The following is a 17,291-nucleotide window of genomic DNA, read 5'->3' as shown; positions in this document are numbered from 1 at the left end:
GGGTGATGTTCCCGAGTTCCCACGTCGCGGTGGTCCCGGCCAGGGCAGGGATAGCGGTGGAACACCACCACCACGGAGGATCGTCATGCCCGATGTCACCAGTCCGTACACACCCGGCACCCCCTGCTGGGTCGATCTCCTGGTCCCCGACCAGCAGGCTGCTCTCGATTTCTACCGTGACCTGTTCGGCTGGCAGGGAGAGGCCGGCTCGCCCGAGACCGGGGGATACGCCGTCTGCACGCTGAACGGTAAGCCGGTCGCCGGGATCATGACCGCGATGAACCCGGACGGCAGCAAACCCGACCCGGCACCCCCGGCCGCTTGGACCACCTACCTCGCCACCACCGACGTGAGTGCCGCCGAGAGGGCGATCACGGACAACGGAGGTCAGGTGACGATGAGCGCCATGGACGTGCTCACGCTCGGCCGGATGGCCGTCGCGAGCGACCCGACAGGCGCCGCCTTCGGTCTGTGGCAGGCCCGGGACTTCCCCGGCGCCGGAATCGTCAACGAACCGGGTGCGGTCATCTGGAACGAGGTCAACACCACCGACCCGGCCGCCGCCTCCCCCTTCTACGCCAAGGTGCTGGGGGTCAAAGCCGCCCCCATGGAGGGCGCACCGGACTACTTCGCGCTGTCGGTGGACGGCCGTATGGTCGGCGGTATGCAGGGCCTCGCGAAAATGGAGGGCCCGCGCCCGGACGTGTCCTCGCACTGGCTGACGTACTTCGCCGTCGACGACACCGACAGCACGGTCGACGCGCTGGTACGGGCCGGCGGCAACGTCCTCACGCCGCCGTTCGACATGATGGCGGGCCGGATGGCGCTGGTGCAGGACCCGCAGGGCGGCGTCTTCGGGATCATCAAGACGAGCGCACCCGAACCGGCCTGAGTCCGGTTGCCCCGGGCCTGCCCGCTGACCTCAGATACGAGAGACCTCGGGTACGAGAGACCTCAGGTACGAGAAGTCGTACCCGGCGAAGTCGGTGACCGGGGTGTTCCCGGTGCACCGGCAGAGCGCGTTGCGGGCGGGTCCGGCCGGGTTCACGAACAGCACGGTCTCCGTTCAGAGCGGGCTGAGCGGCGGATACCGCAGCTGCCAGTCCGGGGCGTCGAACGCTCCCGCCGGGTCGCCGTCCAGCGGCGCGGACTGCCCCGCCCCGGTGACCGGGAGGCGGCTCCCGTCCCGTTCAGGTTCCCCGTGCTCCAGAAACCAGGCGTCCAACTGGCGCCGCAGAGCCGTGATTTGCTCGCGATGGGCCGGGGTTTCGGCCAGATTGAAGCGCTCGCCCGGGTCCTCGGCGAGGTGGTAGAGCTCATGCGGGCCGTACGGGTAGCGGTGGACGTACTTCCAGTCCGTGGTGCGGATCATGCGTACCGGCCCGTATTCGTCGTAGACCACCACAGGCCGGGACGGTGCGGACCGTCGCACTCCGGACCGCTGTGCTCCGGACCGCTGTGCTCCGTCGCCGAGGAGCAGACCCGCGAAGGAGTTGCCGGGTCCCTGTTCGTACGGCTCGGGGTCCAGGCCGGCGCACTCCAGGAGCGTTGCCGCGAAGTCGTAGGCGGACAGCAGCTCCTGGCGCACCTGACCCGCTGCGATCCGCCCCGGTTGCGAGATGATCGCGGGAACCTTGACCGAACTGTCGTACATGTTCTGCGGGAAGGTGCCGTTGCCCTTGCCCCAGATGCCGTGGTGGCCGCAGTTGAACCCGTTGTCGCTGGAGAAGACGACGAGCGTGCTGTCGGTGAGCCCCTGTTCGGCCAGCGTGTCGAGCACCCTCCCGATGCCGGCGTCCATGGCGGTGACCGAGGCGAAGTAGCCGACGAGGGCGGCCCGTACATCGGGTTCGCCCCCGACAGGCACCCCGTCGACCAGCGGCTGCCAGGGATGCGGCGGCTCCTGCGGGCAGCTGTCGAAGGCGCAGCCGGCGTACAGATCCTCGATGTCCGGCGGGTGCTGGCCCTTCCAGGGCTTGTGCGGCGCAGTGAAGTGCAGAGAGAGATAGAAAGGGTCGTCACTGCCGGCCTCGGCCCGCACACAGGCCACGGCATCGTCCGCGAGCAGGTCGGTGAGGTAGCCCTCGGCCGGGGCCGGTACGCCGTCGCGGTACATGGGTGCACCGTGATACGGGCTGCCGCCGCTTTCGTGGGAGTACCAGTGGGTGAAACCGGGCCGGGGCCGGTCGTTCGCGCCGAGATGCCACTTGCCGGACAGCGCCAGACGGTACCCGGCTGCGGCCAGGTCGTCGGTGAACAGGCGCTGACCTGCCAGGAAGTCGACACCGTCCTCCCCCGCGTGGCCGCCGGAGAGCCAGTCGTGCACCCCGTGGCGGGACGGGATCTGACCGGTGAACAGGCTGGCCCTCGCGGGAGAGCAGACCGGGGAGGTGCAGAAGAAGTTCTCCAGGCGGGTGCCTCCGGCGGCGAGTGCGTCGAGCCGGGGGGTGATGATCTCGTCGTTGCCCGCGCAGCCCAGCGCCCAATGGCCCTGATCGTCGCTGAGGATGACCAGAATGTTCGGGTGCAGCGGATCACGGCTTGCCATGGGCGTCTCCAGGATGGGCAGTGTGCACGGCGCCGGGGCGTTCGGGACCGGCCGGCCGCCGATCGGCACCGTACGAGTCCGCCAACTTTTTAGTCAACCCTTGAGAATAAATACGGGCAGGGCTGACACCCGACGCCTGCCGCACCGCCCCCGGCTACCGCCCACCCCGCACCGAGCGGGGTGCGGCGGCCGGGCGGGCTCAGCGGGCTCTGGAGGCTCGGCGGGCTCGTCCGTGCAGCTCATTCTTGCCGGTCCACCGCCGCAGCTCGGTCCGCTGCACGAGCACGTCGGCGCGGGCCGGTGGTCACCCGCGGTTGTGCCTGCCCCGGGGAGAGCGGATTCTGTAGGGGATGAACGGGGCTGGTGTGGCGCCATGACTGCATGGAACACCGAGCAGAGTACCGACTTCAGTGGTCCCCTCGACATCACCAGGGCGGCCACGGCGGTCGTCGACGCCCAGGACACGGTCATCGGATGGAGCTCCGCGGCGGAGCAGCTCCTCGGATACCAGCCGCACGAGATCCTCGGCCGGCCCCTGAATGCGTTCCTGTCACCCGGCCCGGTGCCCCCCGCGCGTCCCCTCCCTCCCCAGCTGCGCGGAAACGAGATCCGCGTCGCCCGGCACCGTGACGGGCGTGAGCTGATCGTCGCCACCGCGGTGTGTCCCCTGTCCGGCGCAGGCACGGCGGAGCGCGTCCTCGTCGCGACGGAACTGAAGGATCTCCGGCAGTGGGAATCCCAGCTGGCCCTGTTGCACGGACTGACCACCCAGTCACCTGTCGGGCTGGCCATCTACGACACCGATCTCCGTCTGACCTGGTGCAACGCGGCGTACGAACGGGAGATCGGACGACCGTTCGCCGAGTTCCGCGGCTTTCGGGCCGACGAGCTGTACTCCGAGGGAGTATTCGTGTCCAAGGGGCACCCGCCCACTCTCGACGCGGTCATGCATCAAGTACTGGACACCGGAGAGCCATTTCTGGACCTGCACTTCCTGGGCCGGCCGCCCAGCGACCCGGAAACCGACCACCTCTGGTCCTGCGCCTACTACCGGCTCCAGGACGCCAACGGACATGTGTTCGGAGTGTGCGAGGACGCATTCGACATCTCCGATCGCTACAGGGCCCAGCGGCGGCTGGCCCTGCTCGTCGAGGCGGGCCGCGGCATCGGCACCGCCCTCGATGTGCCGGCCACTGCCGAGAAGATCACCGAGGTCGCGGTACCGGAGTTCGCCGCCACGGTCACGGTCGACCTGCCGAGGGCGGTACTGGAAGGCGAGGTGCCGGCCACCAGCGACTCGGCGGCGATATCGCTGGTGCGGGTCGCCCGCCGCCCTGCCGGGGAAGCCGGCCGGGGGAAACCGGAACAGCAGCAGCCAGGACAGCAGCCGCCTCCCCCTCCCCTCGTGGACCACGCACCCGTCGCGTACCGGCCCGGTTCGCCGCAGGACCGCAGCCTCGCATCCGGCGGGCTCGTACTCGAGGACACGACCCTGGTCGTGCCGCTGCGCACCGAGAGCAGCATGCTGGGGCTCGTCACCTTCATCCGCGACAGCAGTTCGGCCCCCTTCGACAGCGGCGAAGTGGCGCTGGCCCACGAGTTGGTCGCCCGTACAGCGGTGTCCATCGACAACGCCCGCCGCTTCGCCCGTGAACGCACCGCCGCCCTGGCCCTCCAGCGCCAGTTGCTGCCGCAACACGTGCCGGAGCAGTCAGCGGTCGGCCTGGCCTACCGCTACCTCCCCGCGGACGACGTGACAGGGGTCGGCGGTGACTGGTTCGACGTCATCCCCCTGTCCGGAACCCGGGTCGGACTCGTGGTCGGGGACGTCGTCGGCCACGGCCTGCAGGCAGCCGCCGCCATGGGACGGCTGCGTACGACCGTACGTGCCTTCGCCCAGCTGGACCTGGATCCTGTCGAGCTGCTGTCCCGGCTCGACGACCTGGTGGGGCAGTCGGCTGAGGAACAGTGGGGCGAGCCGGCCACATCCGACCGCTCGTACACCGATGTGACCACCGGGGCGACCTGTCTCTACGCGGTCTACGACCCGGTCTCGCGGCGCTGTGTGATGGCCAGGGCCGGGCATCTGCCGCCGGCTGTCGTCGACCCGGACGGCCGGCTGTCCTTCCCGGAGCTGCCGGCAGGCCCGCCGCTGGGCCTCGGCGGCCTGCCGTTCGAGTCCATGGAGATCGAGCTGCCGGAGGGCAGTCTGCTGGCCCTCTTCACCGACGGCCTGGTCGAGGCCCGGGACCGCGATATCGACCGGGGGCTCGACACCCTGGGACGTGTACTCCGCGACCGCGGCGCGTCGCTCGAAGAACTCTGCGACCGGGCTGTGGCAGAACTCCTGCCGGGCGGAACAACGGCCGACGACACCGCCCTGCTGCTCGTCCGCACCCGCGAACTCCACGCCTCGCAGGTCATCGAATGGGAACTGCCCGCAGAACCGTCCGCCGCGGGCCACGCCCGGGAGCTGGCCACCGGACAACTGCACCACTGGGGCCTCGACGCGTTGTCGTTCACGACCGAGCTCATCGTCAGCGAGCTGGTGACCAACGCGGTCAGATACGCCGACGGACCGCTCCAAGTACGCCTCATCCGCGACCGGACGCTCCTGTGCGAGGTCGCGGACACGGGCCACACCTCACCGCATCTGCGCCACAGCGGCGAGGACGACGAAGGCGGGCGCGGCCTGTTCATCGTCGCGCAGCTCGTCCAGAGGTGGGGAACGCGCTACACCCGCTCCGGCAAGACCATCTGGACCGAACAGGCCTTCCCCGGGGCGGGATAGGACCATCTCCATGGCCGGCGACGCACCGCCGGCCGCCCCGGCTCGTCAGGCTTCGTCCGCACTGGACAGAGCTTCGGTGATCAAGCGGGTGGCGAAGTCGGGGTCGTCGGTGATGCGGTTGATGTGCTCCGCGAGCAGGAAGGCGGTGACTTCGAGGGGGGTCATCTCCTCCCGTGTCCAGTATCCGTACTGTTGGCGCCACAGGCTGGGGCTCAGTCCGGTGCCCGCGGCGATGACGAGGCCGGCCATGGTGGGGATGGCCTCGGGTCGGACGCTCCTGGGCATCATGCGCATCGTGGCAACGAGGTTGGGCACCACGTACTCGATGACGTCCTTGTCCTGTTCCTCGTGCGCCTTCCGCAGCCAGGTCATGAACATGAGAATGAGGGTGCACGCGCCGTCCAGTACGTCATCGGCTCCCTTGGGGCCCAGGGACGCGGTGAACTCGTCGATCAGCGCCTGTTGTTCGGGGTCGGTCCCGGACTTTCCCTCGTGGATGCCTCGGAGCCGGGAGTCGATCATCATGAGGGCCACACCCACATCGCCGACGGGAGCGTGCTGGGGATCGCAGGGCGATGACACAGGAATCCTCCTCAGGAGGCCGCGACCGGCAGCGCGGCGTGTCCGTACAGTAGACGGCCGTTGGGACGGGGACCGGCGAAGTCCGGTGGTGGGCGGGCGTGCTCCTGTCCTCCGGTACGTCTGACCTCCCATGCTGCTGTCCTCCCGTACTTCTGTCCGCCGTGGGCATCACGGACGGAACGGGGACAACCGTCGCTGAGGAACGTCAGAGTGCCGGGGTGCCTCTGGCCGCCATCTCCCGCACCGTCTCCATGACGGCCCGGGCGCGGGCGGTCTGCGTCACGCCCTGCACCGTCGCCAGCTTGAGTTCCAGCGGTGGGTATCGCTCACTCAGCTCCAACTCCACCACCTCGCCGCCGCCGTATGTCTCTCTGGTCGCCGGACGCTGGTTCAGCACCGAGTAGCCGAGGCCTCTGGCCACCATGGAGCGGACGGTCTCGTAGCTCCGGGTGCGGTACCGCACGTCGGGCGCGGTGCCGGTGGCCGCCACGAGCGCACGGAAGTAGTCCCGGCTGTACGGCAGATCGAGCAACACCAGGGGCTCAGCGGCCAGTTCGGTCAAGTCCACCTTCGTCTGGCCGGCCAGGCGATGGCCGGCCGGGACGATGACATGGGCCGGGACGCGGGCGATCGTCTCTCCGCGCACTTCGAGATCGGCGGACAGGCCGAGGCCGTAGGTGAGGGCGAAGTCGATGCGTTCCGCGCGCAGTGCCTGGAGCAGGTGTTCGGCCTCGGCCTCCACGACGTCGATCTCGATCCCCGGGTACCGGCTGGTGCAGTCGCTGAACAGGGCGGGCAGGTAGTACGGGGCCAGCGTGATGAAGCATCCGACGCTCACCGGCCCCGACAGGATCTGCCCGCTGCCGCGCGCCTCCCCCGCCACCTCACGCGCACGGGCCAGTAACTCGCGCGCCTGGTGCCGGAGCCTCTCCCCCGCCGGTGTCAGGACCAGCCCGCGGCCGCGCCGGCGGATGAACAGCTGTGACCGCAGGTCGCTTTCCAGATGGTGGATGGCGGCGGACACCGCGGACTGCGCGATATGCAGCTCGGCCGACGCCGCCGTCATCGAGCCGCACTCGGCGGCGACGAGGAAATAGCGGAGCTGGACGAGAGTGAAGCCCACCGGTGACGTCATGTGTGAACCTCGCGCCCTCTGTGGACCTCGCGCCTGGCGATCGTGTGTCCGTACCCGGCCTCGTACGAGAGCCTCTAGCGACGCTCGGTGGCCGGCACGGGCACGTCCTCGGGTGCGGGACCGGACACGTCATCGGATACGGGGTCGGACACGTCCTCGGGGCGCAGCATGGCGGAGCCGGCTGTCTCCCGGAGGGAGAGCGCGGCGACGAGGCCGCCCACGGCGAACACCATCAGATAGAAGCCGGGCAGCAGGGTGCTGCCGGTCGCGGAGATGAGCACGGTCATCAGATAGGGCACCGTGCCGGCGAAGAGCGCGGCGGTGATGTTGTAGGCGATGGACAGACCGCTCTGGCGGGTGCGGGTGGGGAAGATCTCCGCCGACCACACCGCGTAGGTGCCGAGAATCGCCGCCAGGATCACACCGAGCACGAGACCCGCCACCCAGGTTCCGACGAGCCCGGTCCGCATCAGGAGGAACGCGGGGACGGCGAGGACCAGCAGGGCTACCGTCGCTCCGACGAAGACCGGTTTACGTCCCACCCGGTCCGACAGCAGGCCGAACACCGGGACGAACACCAGCCCCAGCAGCGAGATCGCCGTGGACAGCAGGGCGGCGTCGCCGGACGACTGCCCCAGGTGGTCTGTCTCGTACGTCACCAGGTAGGTCAGCACGATGTAGAAGGGCACGTGCATGGCGGTCATGAGGCCCGCCGCCTGGAGCAGTTGCCGCTTCTCGGTACGGAGCAGTTCGCGTACGGGGCTGCGCGGGACGGTGTCGTTGGCTTCGAGCGCCCGGTACTCGGGGGTGTCCTCGATCTTGTTGCGGATGATGAAGCCGATGACGCCCAGGGGCGCGGCGATGAGGAAGGGGATGCGCCAGCCCCACGACGACAGCTGGCTGTCGTCGAGCCCCGTCGACAGCAGCAGGAAGACGAACGAGCCGGCGAGGAAGCCCAGCAGGGAGCCGACCTCCAGCCAGCTGACCCCGAATCCGCGACGGCGCCGCGGGGCGCTCTCGGCGAGGAAGCTCGCCGCGCTGCCGAACTCGCCGCCCGCGGCGAAGCCCTGCACCAGGCGCAGGACCAGCAGGAGCACCGGTGCGGCGACTCCGATCGTCCCGTAACCGGGAAGCAGGCCGATCGTCAGGGTGGCGCCGGACATCATGAAGATGACCAGCGACAAGGTGCGTTTGCGGCCGATCCGGTCGCCGAGCGGTCCGAAGACCATGGCGCCGATCGGCCGGATGCCGAACGACACGGCGAACACGCCGAACACGGCGAGCAGTCCGGTGGTCTTGTCCTCGGCCGGGAAGAACACGGTCGCGACGGTGCCTGCGAGGTAGGCGTAGGCAGCCCAGTCGAACCAGTGCACGAACACGCCGATGGCTCCGGCTGCAACGTTCCTGCGCAGTGCGACCACATCGGTGGCCGCGTCGACCTCGGTCGTCGTGGCGCCGGTGTTACGGGTGGACATACACGCCTCCTTGGGGATGGGGGGAGAAGCTGAGCTGTTGCGGGTTCCGACGGCGGGTGCCGACAGCGGGCGCCGTCGGAGCGCGGGCGGGCCGGTCAGGGAGGCGGGACTGGTCCGGCCGGTACGCCGAGGGTGCCGGCGCGGCGCCGGGCTGCGGCGGGCAGCGGCTGACAGCCACGGCGGCACACCCCGTCGAACCGGTCGATGAGGGAAGCGGCCGGGCCGGACCCGGGCGGGATGGCGCCCGGGACCGTCCACAGCACGCGATCGGTCCGTGTGCCCACGGCGGCGGCCGCTCCTGTCACGCCATCGCTCCCCCGGCCGTGCCGCTTCGGTCCAGGCCGGTCCAGGCCAGCGCGGTCGCCGCGTCGAGCAGGGCTCGCTGGGCCGTTCCGCCCACGCAGAACGCCGCGAACTCGTGCTGATGGTTGGTGGCGGGCAGCGATCCGATGCCGATGTAGGGGTGGATGGCCGGCACCACTTGCGACACGTTGCCCATGTCGGTGGATGCGCGGTTCATCCGCGCCGCCTGGCCGGGCGGCGCGAACTCGCGCCCCAGCGCGAGGGCGTTCGCCCGGTAGTGCCCGAGAGCGGTCTCGTCCGTGCGGAACTCCGCGTACGGCTTGCTCTCCGGCTCGATCACCAGCTCGCAGCCCGTCGCGAGGGCACCCGCTTCGAAGGCCCGCATGACGCGTGGTTCCAGCTCGGCCAGTTCGGCGAGCGTCTCCGCGCGTACGTACCATCGGCCGGCGGCCCGCTCCGGGATGGCGTTCGGCGCGTCCCCTGCATGGGTCACCACGCCGTGCACCCGGGCCGATGGCGGCAGTTGCTGCCGCAGCAGCCCGATCGCTACCTGGGCCACGGTGAAGGCGTCAGCCGCGTTGACCCCGGCCTCGGGGTAGGCCGCGGCGTGGGCGGACTTCCCTGTGTAGGAGACCTTGGAGTGGGTGACCGCGAACGGGCGGGCCTCGGCGACGTCGACCGGCGCCGGGTGCACCATCATGGCGAGGTCCACTCCGGCGAAGGCGCCCCGGTCGAGCATCTCGATCTTGCCGCCGCCGCCCTCTTCGGCGGGTGTGCCGTAGACCTCCACGGTGAGGCCGGCGTCGTCGGCGACAGAGGCCAGGCCGAGCGCGGCGCCGACGGAGCTCGCCGCGATGAGGTTGTGCCCGCACGCGTGGCCGAGGCCGGGCAGCGCGTCGTACTCGGCGCACAGCGCGATCCGGGTGGGCCCGCTGCCGAACCGTGCCAGGAACGCGGTCTCCAGGCCCAGGTAGGACGAGGTGACGTCGAATCCGGCGCGGTCGAGCAGTTCCGGTACGGCGGCGGCGGCCCGGTGCTCCTCCCAGGCCGTCTCCGGGTCGGCGTGCAGCCGCTCGGAGAGACCGATCAGCTCGTCGGCGTGGCGGTCGACCTGGCGCCTGGCGGCCGCTTTGAGCGCGCCCGTCACAGGTCGCCCAGGACGCCGTACGAGGGCGCGGCCTGCGGGTCGAGTCCGCGCCGCACGTAGTCGTCGCGCTGCGGCAGCCAGACGTCGAGGAGTCCGGCGAGCCGGTCGACGGGGTCGTCGGCCCAGTCCACGCGCAGGTCGGTCACCCGCCAGTCCACGTCCGCGACGACCGCCAGGCCTGCCGAGTGCACCGGCCCCTCCTCCCCGCCGGCCGCGACGGCGGCACGCAGGGCGGCGATCAGGCGCTCTTCCAGCTCGCCGGAGGCCGCCGCGTACGCATCGAGAAGTACCTGCGGGATGTGCTCGCCGGACAGCATGTTGCCCGCCGCGACCGCACCGTCCGCGGTGGCCGACGCGTACGTGCCCAGCGTCCCCGAACCGCTGTACGCGAACCCGGGGCCTGAGCGGCCGAGCACCGTCAACTGCCGGTAGCCGATGGTCTTCGCGTTGCGCGCCGCGCCCGTGACGCCGGTCAGGGCGCGCTGCGCGTCGCCGTGTTCGGCGAGCCCGGCCAGCAGACTCGTACCGAGGGTGGGATCGGTGACGTTCTGCGAAGCCGCCGCACCGATGCCGGGTTTCAGGTGGGCGACGCGGGCCGCGACCGCCGGGCTCGACGAGCTGACCGCGATACCGAACCGCTCGCCGTCACGGGCCACCAGGGAGAAGGTCATGACCGGTCCCCCTCCGGGATCACCGCGACCGCGTCGATCTCGCACAGCCACTCGGCACGGGCCAGGGCGGACACCACCAGGCCGGTGGAGATCGGGTGCACACCCTTGGTCCAGCGGCCCACCGTGCGGTAGACGGCCTCGCGGTAGCGCGGGTCGACCAGATAGATCGTCAGTTTGACGAGATGTTCCATACGGCTGCCCGCCTCTTCGAGCAGCATCTTGATGTTGGCCATCGCCTGCTCGGCCTGGGCCCCGGCGTCACCGATACCGACCGATTCGCTGGTGTCGAGGTCCTGACCGATCTGGCCCCGGACATAGACGGTGTTGCCGGCCACGACGGCCTGACAGAGGTCGTTGTCGAGGTTCTGCTCGGGATAGGTGTCGCGGGTGTTGAACGGCCTGATCCGGGTGTGGCCGCCCGCGGTGATCGGGGCCCGCACCGGGCGGCTCTCGCTCGTGGAGGTCATCGTCTGCTCCTCAGTTCTGCTGGGTCGCCGGCACGGCGCCGGACCGGTCGGTGGTGGTGCTGTACGCGAGGTAGCCCCGCTGGATCGCGATGTGGTCGGCGATGTACCTGGCGTCGTGCCAGACGCCCCAGATGAAGCTCGACCCGCGGCGGGACAGCCAGGGCAGGCCCACGAAGTAGACGCCGGGTTCGGAGGACACTCCTCGTCGCTGGTCCGGTCGGCCGTTCTCGTCGAAAGCGTCGACGTCGAGCCAGCTGTAGTCGGTGGCGAAGCCGGTCGCCCAGACGATCGAGGTGACACCGGCATCAGTCAGGTCGAGCTCCAGGAGCGGGTCGGTCACGCATTCCGGGTCCGGGCCCAGGACGTGGGCCTCCGGCTCCTCGGGGAGGTCGAGCCCATTGCGTTCGACGTACTCGTCGGCCGCCTGGATGAGCGCGAGGTACTTGGCGTCGCCGACGGCTATGTTCGTGGCGAGATCCGGCGCGAAGCGCAGTACGCCGTCGTCGCAGGACGCGGTCAGGCCGACGAGCTCGATGCCAGTGCCGGCCAGGGCACGGAAGTCCACGGTGTGGCCGCCCCGGGCGCCGCTGACCGCGATGGTGACATGTGCGGCGCCCTGGGGAGGCGTCTCGGCGTCCCAGAGCCCGAGCACACCGAGCCACCAGCAGAAGTCACGGCCGCGGTACTCGCGCGGCGGACGGTCGTGGGGTCCGACGGAGAGGTAGACCCGGCGACCCGACTGACGCAGCTCGTCGGCGATCTGCACCCCCGAGGAGCCGGCCCCGACCACGAGGACCGCGCCATCGGGCAGCTGCTCCGGATTGCGGTACCCGCTGGAATGAATCTGTACGGGGACGGCGCCGTCGGGGACGATGGGCGGGATCACGGGCCGCTGGAACGGTCCGGTCGCAGCCACGACGAAGCGCGCGTTGATGGAGCCCTCCGACGTCTCGACCTGGAAGCCGGGCCGACCGGTGTGCTTCCGCACCGAGTTCACCTCGACACCGCACCGGATCGGGGCACCGATCTTCTCGGCGTACGCAGCGAAGTAGTCCGCGACCTGCTCCTTCGAGGCGAAGGCATCGGGGGCGACGTCGGAGAACTCCAGCCCCGGGAACCGGTCGTGCCACGCAGGCCCGTTCGCGACCAGGGAGTCCCACCGCTCCGAGCGCCACCGCTCGGCGATCCGGTGCCGCTCCAGGACGATGTGCGGTACGCCGCAGGCTCCCAGGTGCTCACTCATCGCCACGCCCGCCTGGCCGGCCCCGACGATGACTACTTCGGTCTCTTCACTTGGCACTTCAGCCTCCACTCAGGCGGTAGTTCATCCCTGTCGCGTTGACTGTGCTACCGCACGGGAAATCCTCAGGCGTGCCGGAAATTCTGTCCAACAGATGTTTCCGTTGCAGGCGATCTGATTTATAGATCCAGATGGATCCAGGAACGAGGCCCGGCCACCAGGCGCAGGAATGCGCCGTGTCCATCGACCCCTCGGCGCGTTTGCACATGTATGACCACAACACGACGAATTGCCGCATGTCTTGCTCTCGCTGCCGCTCTCCCGTGCCTTGCCATGTCGTCAGCACACGCCGCTGACGCCTCCGGCCGGGCCGGCTCGAAGCTGAATCCCATCGGCGAGCTCGACGCCATCGCCACGACCGGTATCCCCGCGCCGTACGCGGCCCGGCTCCCGAAGGTGAAGGACCAGCTGGCCGGCTTGAACCACCTCAACGAGCTCAACCAACTGCACCAGCTCACCGACCAGGCCGCGCCTGTACTCAGCCTGGCTTCCGCGGTGGAGTGACGCGCGGCTTCCTCGACTGGGCCGGGAGGTGTCCTTCGCCGAGATCAGCCGCCAGGAGGCCCACACGCAAAATGGCCCCGGCATGGGGAGCCGAGGCCACGGACGCGGTGCTCGCGTCATGGGCGGAGACGTGAACGACGAGTTGCTGATGGTGCGCGACACGGTCTCACAGGTCACCGGAACGCCGGCCCGTGCGTTTCAGCAGTGGGCTTCGGAGAACGCCGATGCCTTCCGGTGACGGTGGTCGGGGACCACTGCCTGGACGTCGGGTGCGCAGACCGCCGGCGCCCGCTTGAGCGCGTGCCCCGAAGGGGCGGTGTGCCGGGCCGGAAGCAGTGAGAGAACCGCACTGCTTCCGGCCCTGGAGGAGAAGCGAGGAAGAACCTTCTCCCCGGGGCGGCCGACGTCAAGCGCTCGCGGTGACCGGCGACTTGCCCTTGTCGCCCACCGAGTTCTGCACGGCGGACTTCGGTATCGGCTTGTCGTCCCGCAGCGCCTTCCAGACCTGCTGGGATGCCTTGGTGAGGGGCAGGACCCGGTCCGGGGCCTGAGGGTCGTAGGCCACCGGCATCGTGACCATGTTCATGTTCTTCGGGCTGATGCCCTTGAGGTCCTTGGCCAGACCCAGCAGCTTGTTCGCGGACGCCAGCCCGGAGTCGGCGCTGACGGTCCGGGTCGCGGTGTCGGCGAGGTCGTAGAGCTTGGCCGGGTTGCCGAGCAGGCCGATGTTGTCGACCTTTTCGGTCAGGGCCTTGATGAACGCCTGCTGGAGCTGGATACGGCCGAGGTCACTGCCGTCGCCCACACCGTGCCGGGTCCGTACGAGACCGAGTGCCTGCTCGCCCTTGAGCGTGTGCTTGCCGGCGGACAGCTTGAGGTGGCTGTCGTTGTCGTCGATCGCCTGGCTGGTCGTGATGTTCACACCACCGAGCTGGTCGATGAGCTTCTTGAAACCGTTGAAGTCGACTTCGACATAGTGGTCCATGCGGACACCGGACATCTTCTCGACCGTCTTCACGGTGCAGCCGGGGCCACCCACCTCGTAGGACTCGTTGAACATCGCCTGGTGCGCGCCGGGCACGGTGCCGCCGTGCGGCTTCGGGCACGCGGGGCGCTCCATCATCGTGTCCCGCGGAATGCTGACGACGCTCGCCTTCTTGTGGGACTTGTCGACGTGGAGAACCATCGTCGTGTCGGACCGGGCGCCGCTGATGCCCTTTCCGTACGCGCCGTTCGTCCCCGCCCGCGAGTCGGACCCGAGGAGAAGAATGTTCATCGCGCCGTTGTGCGCGTCGCTGGGCCGGTCCTTTCCGAGGGCGGCGTTGATGTCGACGCCCTTGACGTTGCCGTTGAGGTGCGACCACAGGTAGGCCGCGCCTGCTCCTCCCACCGCCAGTACGCCGAGGGCGGCCCAGGCGGTGATCCGCAGCGCCCTGCGACGCGGGCGCCGCCGTCCGGGCGGCCCGTCACCGGCCGGCTCGGGGCCGGCGGGCCCTGGGGCGTCCGGGCCGGGTATCGCGTTCCCACTCTCGTACGCCATCAGCTATCAGTCCTTCGGCTTGCTGTCCTGCTGCCGGCGCCAGGGGTGATGGCGGGCATACGGGGGTACCTCTTCGTCCGGGGATGTCGTAGGAGGCCGCGGGGGCCGGCGACAGCGGAATGCAGCTACGTGTCGTGGGCGGAGCAGCGGTGGCGGGCGGGGCCCGACCGGTCCGGCACTCAGCTCCCCGGGACTCGGACCATGGTTAGCGCCGCTGGAAGGCAGGGGCAATGAGGCCCGTTACTACCTGTGTACGTAGCGCGGGCCCGGAGCGGCGTGGACGGCCCTGGTGCGCGATCCGCCACGCTTTCCACAGCCCTACTGCCATGCCTCGTACATGACATAGGTCCTATGGGCAGGCTCACAGTCGCGGCACCTCGCAGCCGCCCCGGAGCAGACAATGCCGACGCTCTGTCGGTCACCTCTCACTCTCTGCGTTTTCCGGTGGTGCACGCCGGCAGGGCAGCGTGCACGTCTCGGCGGTGGGCGGCCGCCTCTGCAGGTCGGGCTCAGGGGCGGGCGCCGACCTCGTGCTCGGCGATCGTCCAGGCCCGGGCCTGATCGCTGAGCGTGAAGCCGAGGCCGGGACGGGCAGAGACGTACATGCGTCCGTCCCGGATCTCCAGGTGCTCGTTGAACAGCGGCTCCAGCCAGTCGAAGTGCTCCACCCAGGGTTCGATCGGGTAGGCGGCGGCGAGGTGGAGATGAATCTCCATCGCGAAGTGCGGTGCGAGCTGCAGCTGGTGGTGCTCGGCGAGAGCGGCGAGCTTGAGGAACTGGGTGATACCGCCGATGCGGGGTGCGTCGGGCTGGATGACATCGGCGGCGTTGTGCCGGATCAGCTCGACATGCTCGGCGACGCTGGCCAGCATCTCGCCGGTGGCCACGGGGGTGTCCAGGGAAGCGGCGAGCGCGGCGTGGCCCTGGGCGTCGTAGGCGTCGAGCGGCTCCTCGATCCAGACCAGGTTGAACTTTTCCATGGCGCGGCCCATGCGCTGCGCGGTGGGCCGGTCCCACTGCTGGTTGGCGTCGGCCATGAGCGGCACGTCGTCGCCGATGTGCTCGCGCACCGCGGTGAGACGGGCCAGGTCGTATGTGCCGTCGGGGTGACCGACCTTGATCTTGATGCCGCCGATGCCGCTGTCCAGGGATGAGGTGGCGTTGTCCAGGACCTGCCCGGTCGGCGTGTGCAGGAAGCCGCCGGAGGTGTTGTAGCAGCGTACGGAGTCGCGATGGGCACCGAGCAGCTTGGCCAGCGGCAGACCGGCCCGCTTGGCCTTGAGGTCCCACAGGGCGACGTCGAAGGCTGCGATCGCCTGGGTGGCCAGTCCGCTGCGGCCCACTGACGCTCCGGCCCACACGAGCTTGGTCCAGATCTTGCCGATGTCGCTGGGGTCCTCACCGAGCAGGGTCTCGGCGATCTCCCGGGCGTGGGCGAACTGGCCAGGGCCGCCCGCTCGCTTGGAGTAGCTGAAGCCGATGCCCTCGTGCCCCTGCTCAGTGGTGACCTCCACGAAGAGGAAGGCGACCTCCGTCATCGGCTTCTGGCGGCCGGTCAGAACCTTCGCGTCACTGATCGGCGTGGCCAGCGGCAGGGTCACCGAAGAAAGACGCAGCCAGGCGATGCGGTCGAGGGTGGCTTCACCCGCGGCGTGGGCGGCATGTGCGGTGTGTGCGGCGTGAGTTGTCGTGTTCGTCGTGGTCGCCACTTCGTGTCCCTGGGTCGGCGCGGTGGGGAGGGTGCGGGCGTGGAGGACAGGGCCGCACGCCGGCCCGGACATGTGTCAGCGAGGGGTCCGGGAGCGGGAAGGCGACGTCTGACCGTCAGGATTCGAACGCTACGGGCGCGATTGATCCACGTCCAACATAAGTTTTGGATGTGACCATTCAAGGAGAGCATCATTGTTCACATTGACTCAGCTGTCGTGTTTCGTGGCCGTGGCGGAGGAGCTGCACTTCACCCGTGCCGCGGAGCGACTGAGTATGACCCAGCCGCCGTTGAGCCGGCAGATCCAGCTGCTGGAGAACGACCTGGGTGTGAGGCTGCTGGACCGCACCAACCGAACGGTGCGGCTGACGCCCGCAGGCCGGGCCTTCCTCTCGGAGGCGCGTCGTATCGTGCGCCAGGCCGAGCGTGCCACCCTCGCCGTGCGCCGGGTACCGACCGGAGAGACGGGCGCGATCGCCGTCGGCTTCACCGCCGCGAGCGCCTACTCCGCGCTCGGTGAACTCCTCGACATCGCCCGCAGTTCGCTGCCAGGGGTGGAGATACTGCTGCACGAGCTGGTCACCCGCGACCAGTTGGAAGCTCTCAGCGAGGGCTCCCTGGACCTCGGTCTGATCCGCCCGTCGGCAGTCGGCAACGACCTGGCCGCACGCACCGCCGTCCGGGAGGGTCTGGTGGCCGCGCTGCCCGCCGCCCACCCGCTGGCAGCTGTCGACGGACCCATCGAACTGGCGGACTTCGACGGTCAGGACTTCCTGATGTACTCCCCCCATCGAGGCCCGCTACTTTCACGAACTGCTGCTCACCACGTTCCGCACCGGAGGGGTACGGCCGGTGTTCACCCAGTACCTCAGCCAGGTCCACAACATCCTGGCCCTGGTCAACACCGGCTGGGGCATCGCCCTGGTCCCCGAGGCCGCGATGACCATGCAGCACCAGGGTGTCGTCTACCGGCTGCTGCACCTGCCCGCCCAGCCGCAGCCCGTTGAGCTCGACTACGTGTGGCGCAAAAGCAACGACAACCCCGCACTCGAGGCTCTTCTTCCGCTTCTATGAGGCCGCTCCGGCAGCCCGTCCCCGGCGTGAGGCCCGCGGGCGCCTG

The 17,291-nt window shown here is 69.7% G+C and carries 15 protein-coding genes and 1 pseudogene; 5 read left to right on the top strand and 11 right to left on the bottom strand.

Going from position 1 to position 17,291, the window contains the following annotated elements; all coding sequences use genetic code 11:
* Nucleotides 1–85 precede the first annotated feature (85 nt).
* On the top strand, nucleotides 86–892 hold the full coding sequence (locus OG210_RS29675) for a VOC family protein (protein WP_328324005.1): 807 nt from the start codon (nucleotides 86–88) through the stop codon (nucleotides 890–892).
* A 30-nt stretch (nucleotides 893–922) separates the two neighbouring features.
* Here OG210_RS29675 and OG210_RS29670 read toward each other — a convergent pair whose 3' ends face one another.
* Complete coding sequence (locus OG210_RS29670) at nucleotides 923–1,057, bottom strand: hypothetical protein (RefSeq protein WP_328324007.1); 135 nt, start codon at nucleotides 1,055–1,057, stop codon at nucleotides 923–925.
* Nucleotides 1,058–1,066: 9 nt separating this feature from the next.
* Nucleotides 1,067–2,548: a sulfatase-like hydrolase/transferase gene (locus tag OG210_RS29665; RefSeq protein ID WP_328324009.1), complete on the bottom strand. Its 1,482-nt coding sequence runs from the start codon at nucleotides 2,546–2,548 to the stop codon at nucleotides 1,067–1,069.
* A 373-nt stretch (nucleotides 2,549–2,921) separates the two neighbouring features.
* Here OG210_RS29665 and OG210_RS29660 point away from each other — a divergent pair, with 373 nt between their 5' ends.
* Nucleotides 2,922–5,339 carry a SpoIIE family protein phosphatase gene (locus OG210_RS29660; protein WP_328324011.1) on the top strand — a complete coding sequence of 806 codons (2,418 nt, stop codon included), beginning with the start codon at nucleotides 2,922–2,924 and terminating at the stop codon, nucleotides 5,337–5,339.
* Nucleotides 5,340–5,384: 45 nt separating this feature from the next.
* On the opposite strand, the gene OG210_RS29655 is transcribed toward OG210_RS29660, so the two are convergent.
* The 7 genes from OG210_RS29655 to OG210_RS29625 form a co-directional block, all read right to left on the bottom strand.
* Entirely contained in the window at nucleotides 5,385–5,921 is a 537-nt protein-coding gene (locus tag OG210_RS29655) for a hypothetical protein (RefSeq protein WP_328324013.1), read from the bottom strand.
* A gap of 205 nt (nucleotides 5,922–6,126) precedes the next feature.
* Nucleotides 6,127–7,056, bottom strand: a complete 930-nt coding sequence (locus OG210_RS29650; RefSeq protein ID WP_328324015.1) for a LysR family transcriptional regulator — start codon at nucleotides 7,054–7,056, stop codon at nucleotides 6,127–6,129.
* Nucleotides 7,057–7,130: 74 nt separating this feature from the next.
* On the bottom strand, nucleotides 7,131–8,531 hold the full coding sequence (locus tag OG210_RS29645) for an MFS transporter (protein WP_328324017.1): 1,401 nt from the start codon (nucleotides 8,529–8,531) through the stop codon (nucleotides 7,131–7,133).
* 301 nt (nucleotides 8,532–8,832) lie between these two features.
* Nucleotides 8,833–9,981: a M20 family metallopeptidase gene (locus OG210_RS29640; protein ID WP_328324019.1), complete on the bottom strand. Its 1,149-nt coding sequence runs from the start codon at nucleotides 9,979–9,981 to the stop codon at nucleotides 8,833–8,835.
* Nucleotides 9,978–10,652: a DUF1028 domain-containing protein gene (locus OG210_RS29635; protein WP_328324021.1), complete on the bottom strand. Its 675-nt coding sequence runs from the start codon at nucleotides 10,650–10,652 to the stop codon at nucleotides 9,978–9,980. Before OG210_RS29635 ends, OG210_RS29640 begins: the two co-directional genes overlap by 4 nt.
* Entirely contained in the window at nucleotides 10,649–11,119 is a 471-nt protein-coding gene (locus tag OG210_RS29630) for a RidA family protein (protein ID WP_328324023.1), read from the bottom strand. The genes OG210_RS29635 and OG210_RS29630 overlap by 4 nt, the downstream gene beginning before the upstream one ends.
* A 10-nt stretch (nucleotides 11,120–11,129) precedes the next feature.
* Nucleotides 11,130–12,419 (bottom strand): NAD(P)/FAD-dependent oxidoreductase, encoded by a 1,290-nt coding sequence (locus tag OG210_RS29625; RefSeq protein ID WP_328324025.1) that lies wholly within the window; start codon nucleotides 12,417–12,419, stop codon nucleotides 11,130–11,132.
* Nucleotides 12,420–12,692: 273 nt separating this feature from the next.
* On the opposite strand from OG210_RS29625, the gene OG210_RS29620 reads away from it, so the two are divergent.
* Both OG210_RS29620 and OG210_RS29615 read left to right on the top strand, forming a co-directional pair.
* The gene (locus OG210_RS29620) at nucleotides 12,693–12,923 is read left to right on the top strand and encodes a hypothetical protein (RefSeq protein WP_328324027.1); all 231 of its coding nucleotides are present in this window, start codon (nucleotides 12,693–12,695) and stop codon (nucleotides 12,921–12,923) included.
* 28 nt (nucleotides 12,924–12,951) lie between these two features.
* Nucleotides 12,952–13,161, top strand: a complete 210-nt coding sequence (locus OG210_RS29615) for a hypothetical protein (RefSeq protein WP_371539587.1) — start codon at nucleotides 12,952–12,954, stop codon at nucleotides 13,159–13,161.
* Nucleotides 13,162–13,329: 168 nt separating this feature from the next.
* Here OG210_RS29615 and OG210_RS29610 read toward each other — a convergent pair whose 3' ends face one another.
* Nucleotides 13,330–14,463 carry an LCP family protein gene (locus tag OG210_RS29610; protein ID WP_371539585.1) on the bottom strand — a complete coding sequence of 378 codons (1,134 nt, stop codon included), beginning with the start codon at nucleotides 14,461–14,463 and terminating at the stop codon, nucleotides 13,330–13,332.
* A 509-nt stretch (nucleotides 14,464–14,972) separates the two neighbouring features.
* Entirely contained in the window at nucleotides 14,973–16,172 is a 1,200-nt protein-coding gene (locus OG210_RS29605; RefSeq protein ID WP_371539582.1) for a mandelate racemase/muconate lactonizing enzyme family protein, read from the bottom strand.
* Nucleotides 16,173–16,395: 223 nt separating this feature from the next.
* Between OG210_RS29605 and OG210_RS29600 the strand changes: the two are divergent.
* Nucleotides 16,396–17,245, top strand: a pseudogene (locus tag OG210_RS29600) (LysR substrate-binding domain-containing protein).
* Nucleotides 17,246–17,291 lie beyond the last annotated feature (46 nt).

Origin of the sequence: Streptomyces sp. NBC_00466 (genome assembly GCF_041433995.1) — a bacterium.
GTDB lineage: Bacteria > Actinomycetota > Actinomycetes > Streptomycetales > Streptomycetaceae > Streptomyces.
Note: the sequence above shows the minus strand (reverse complement) of the source record. Positions and strands in the feature narration are given on the sequence as shown.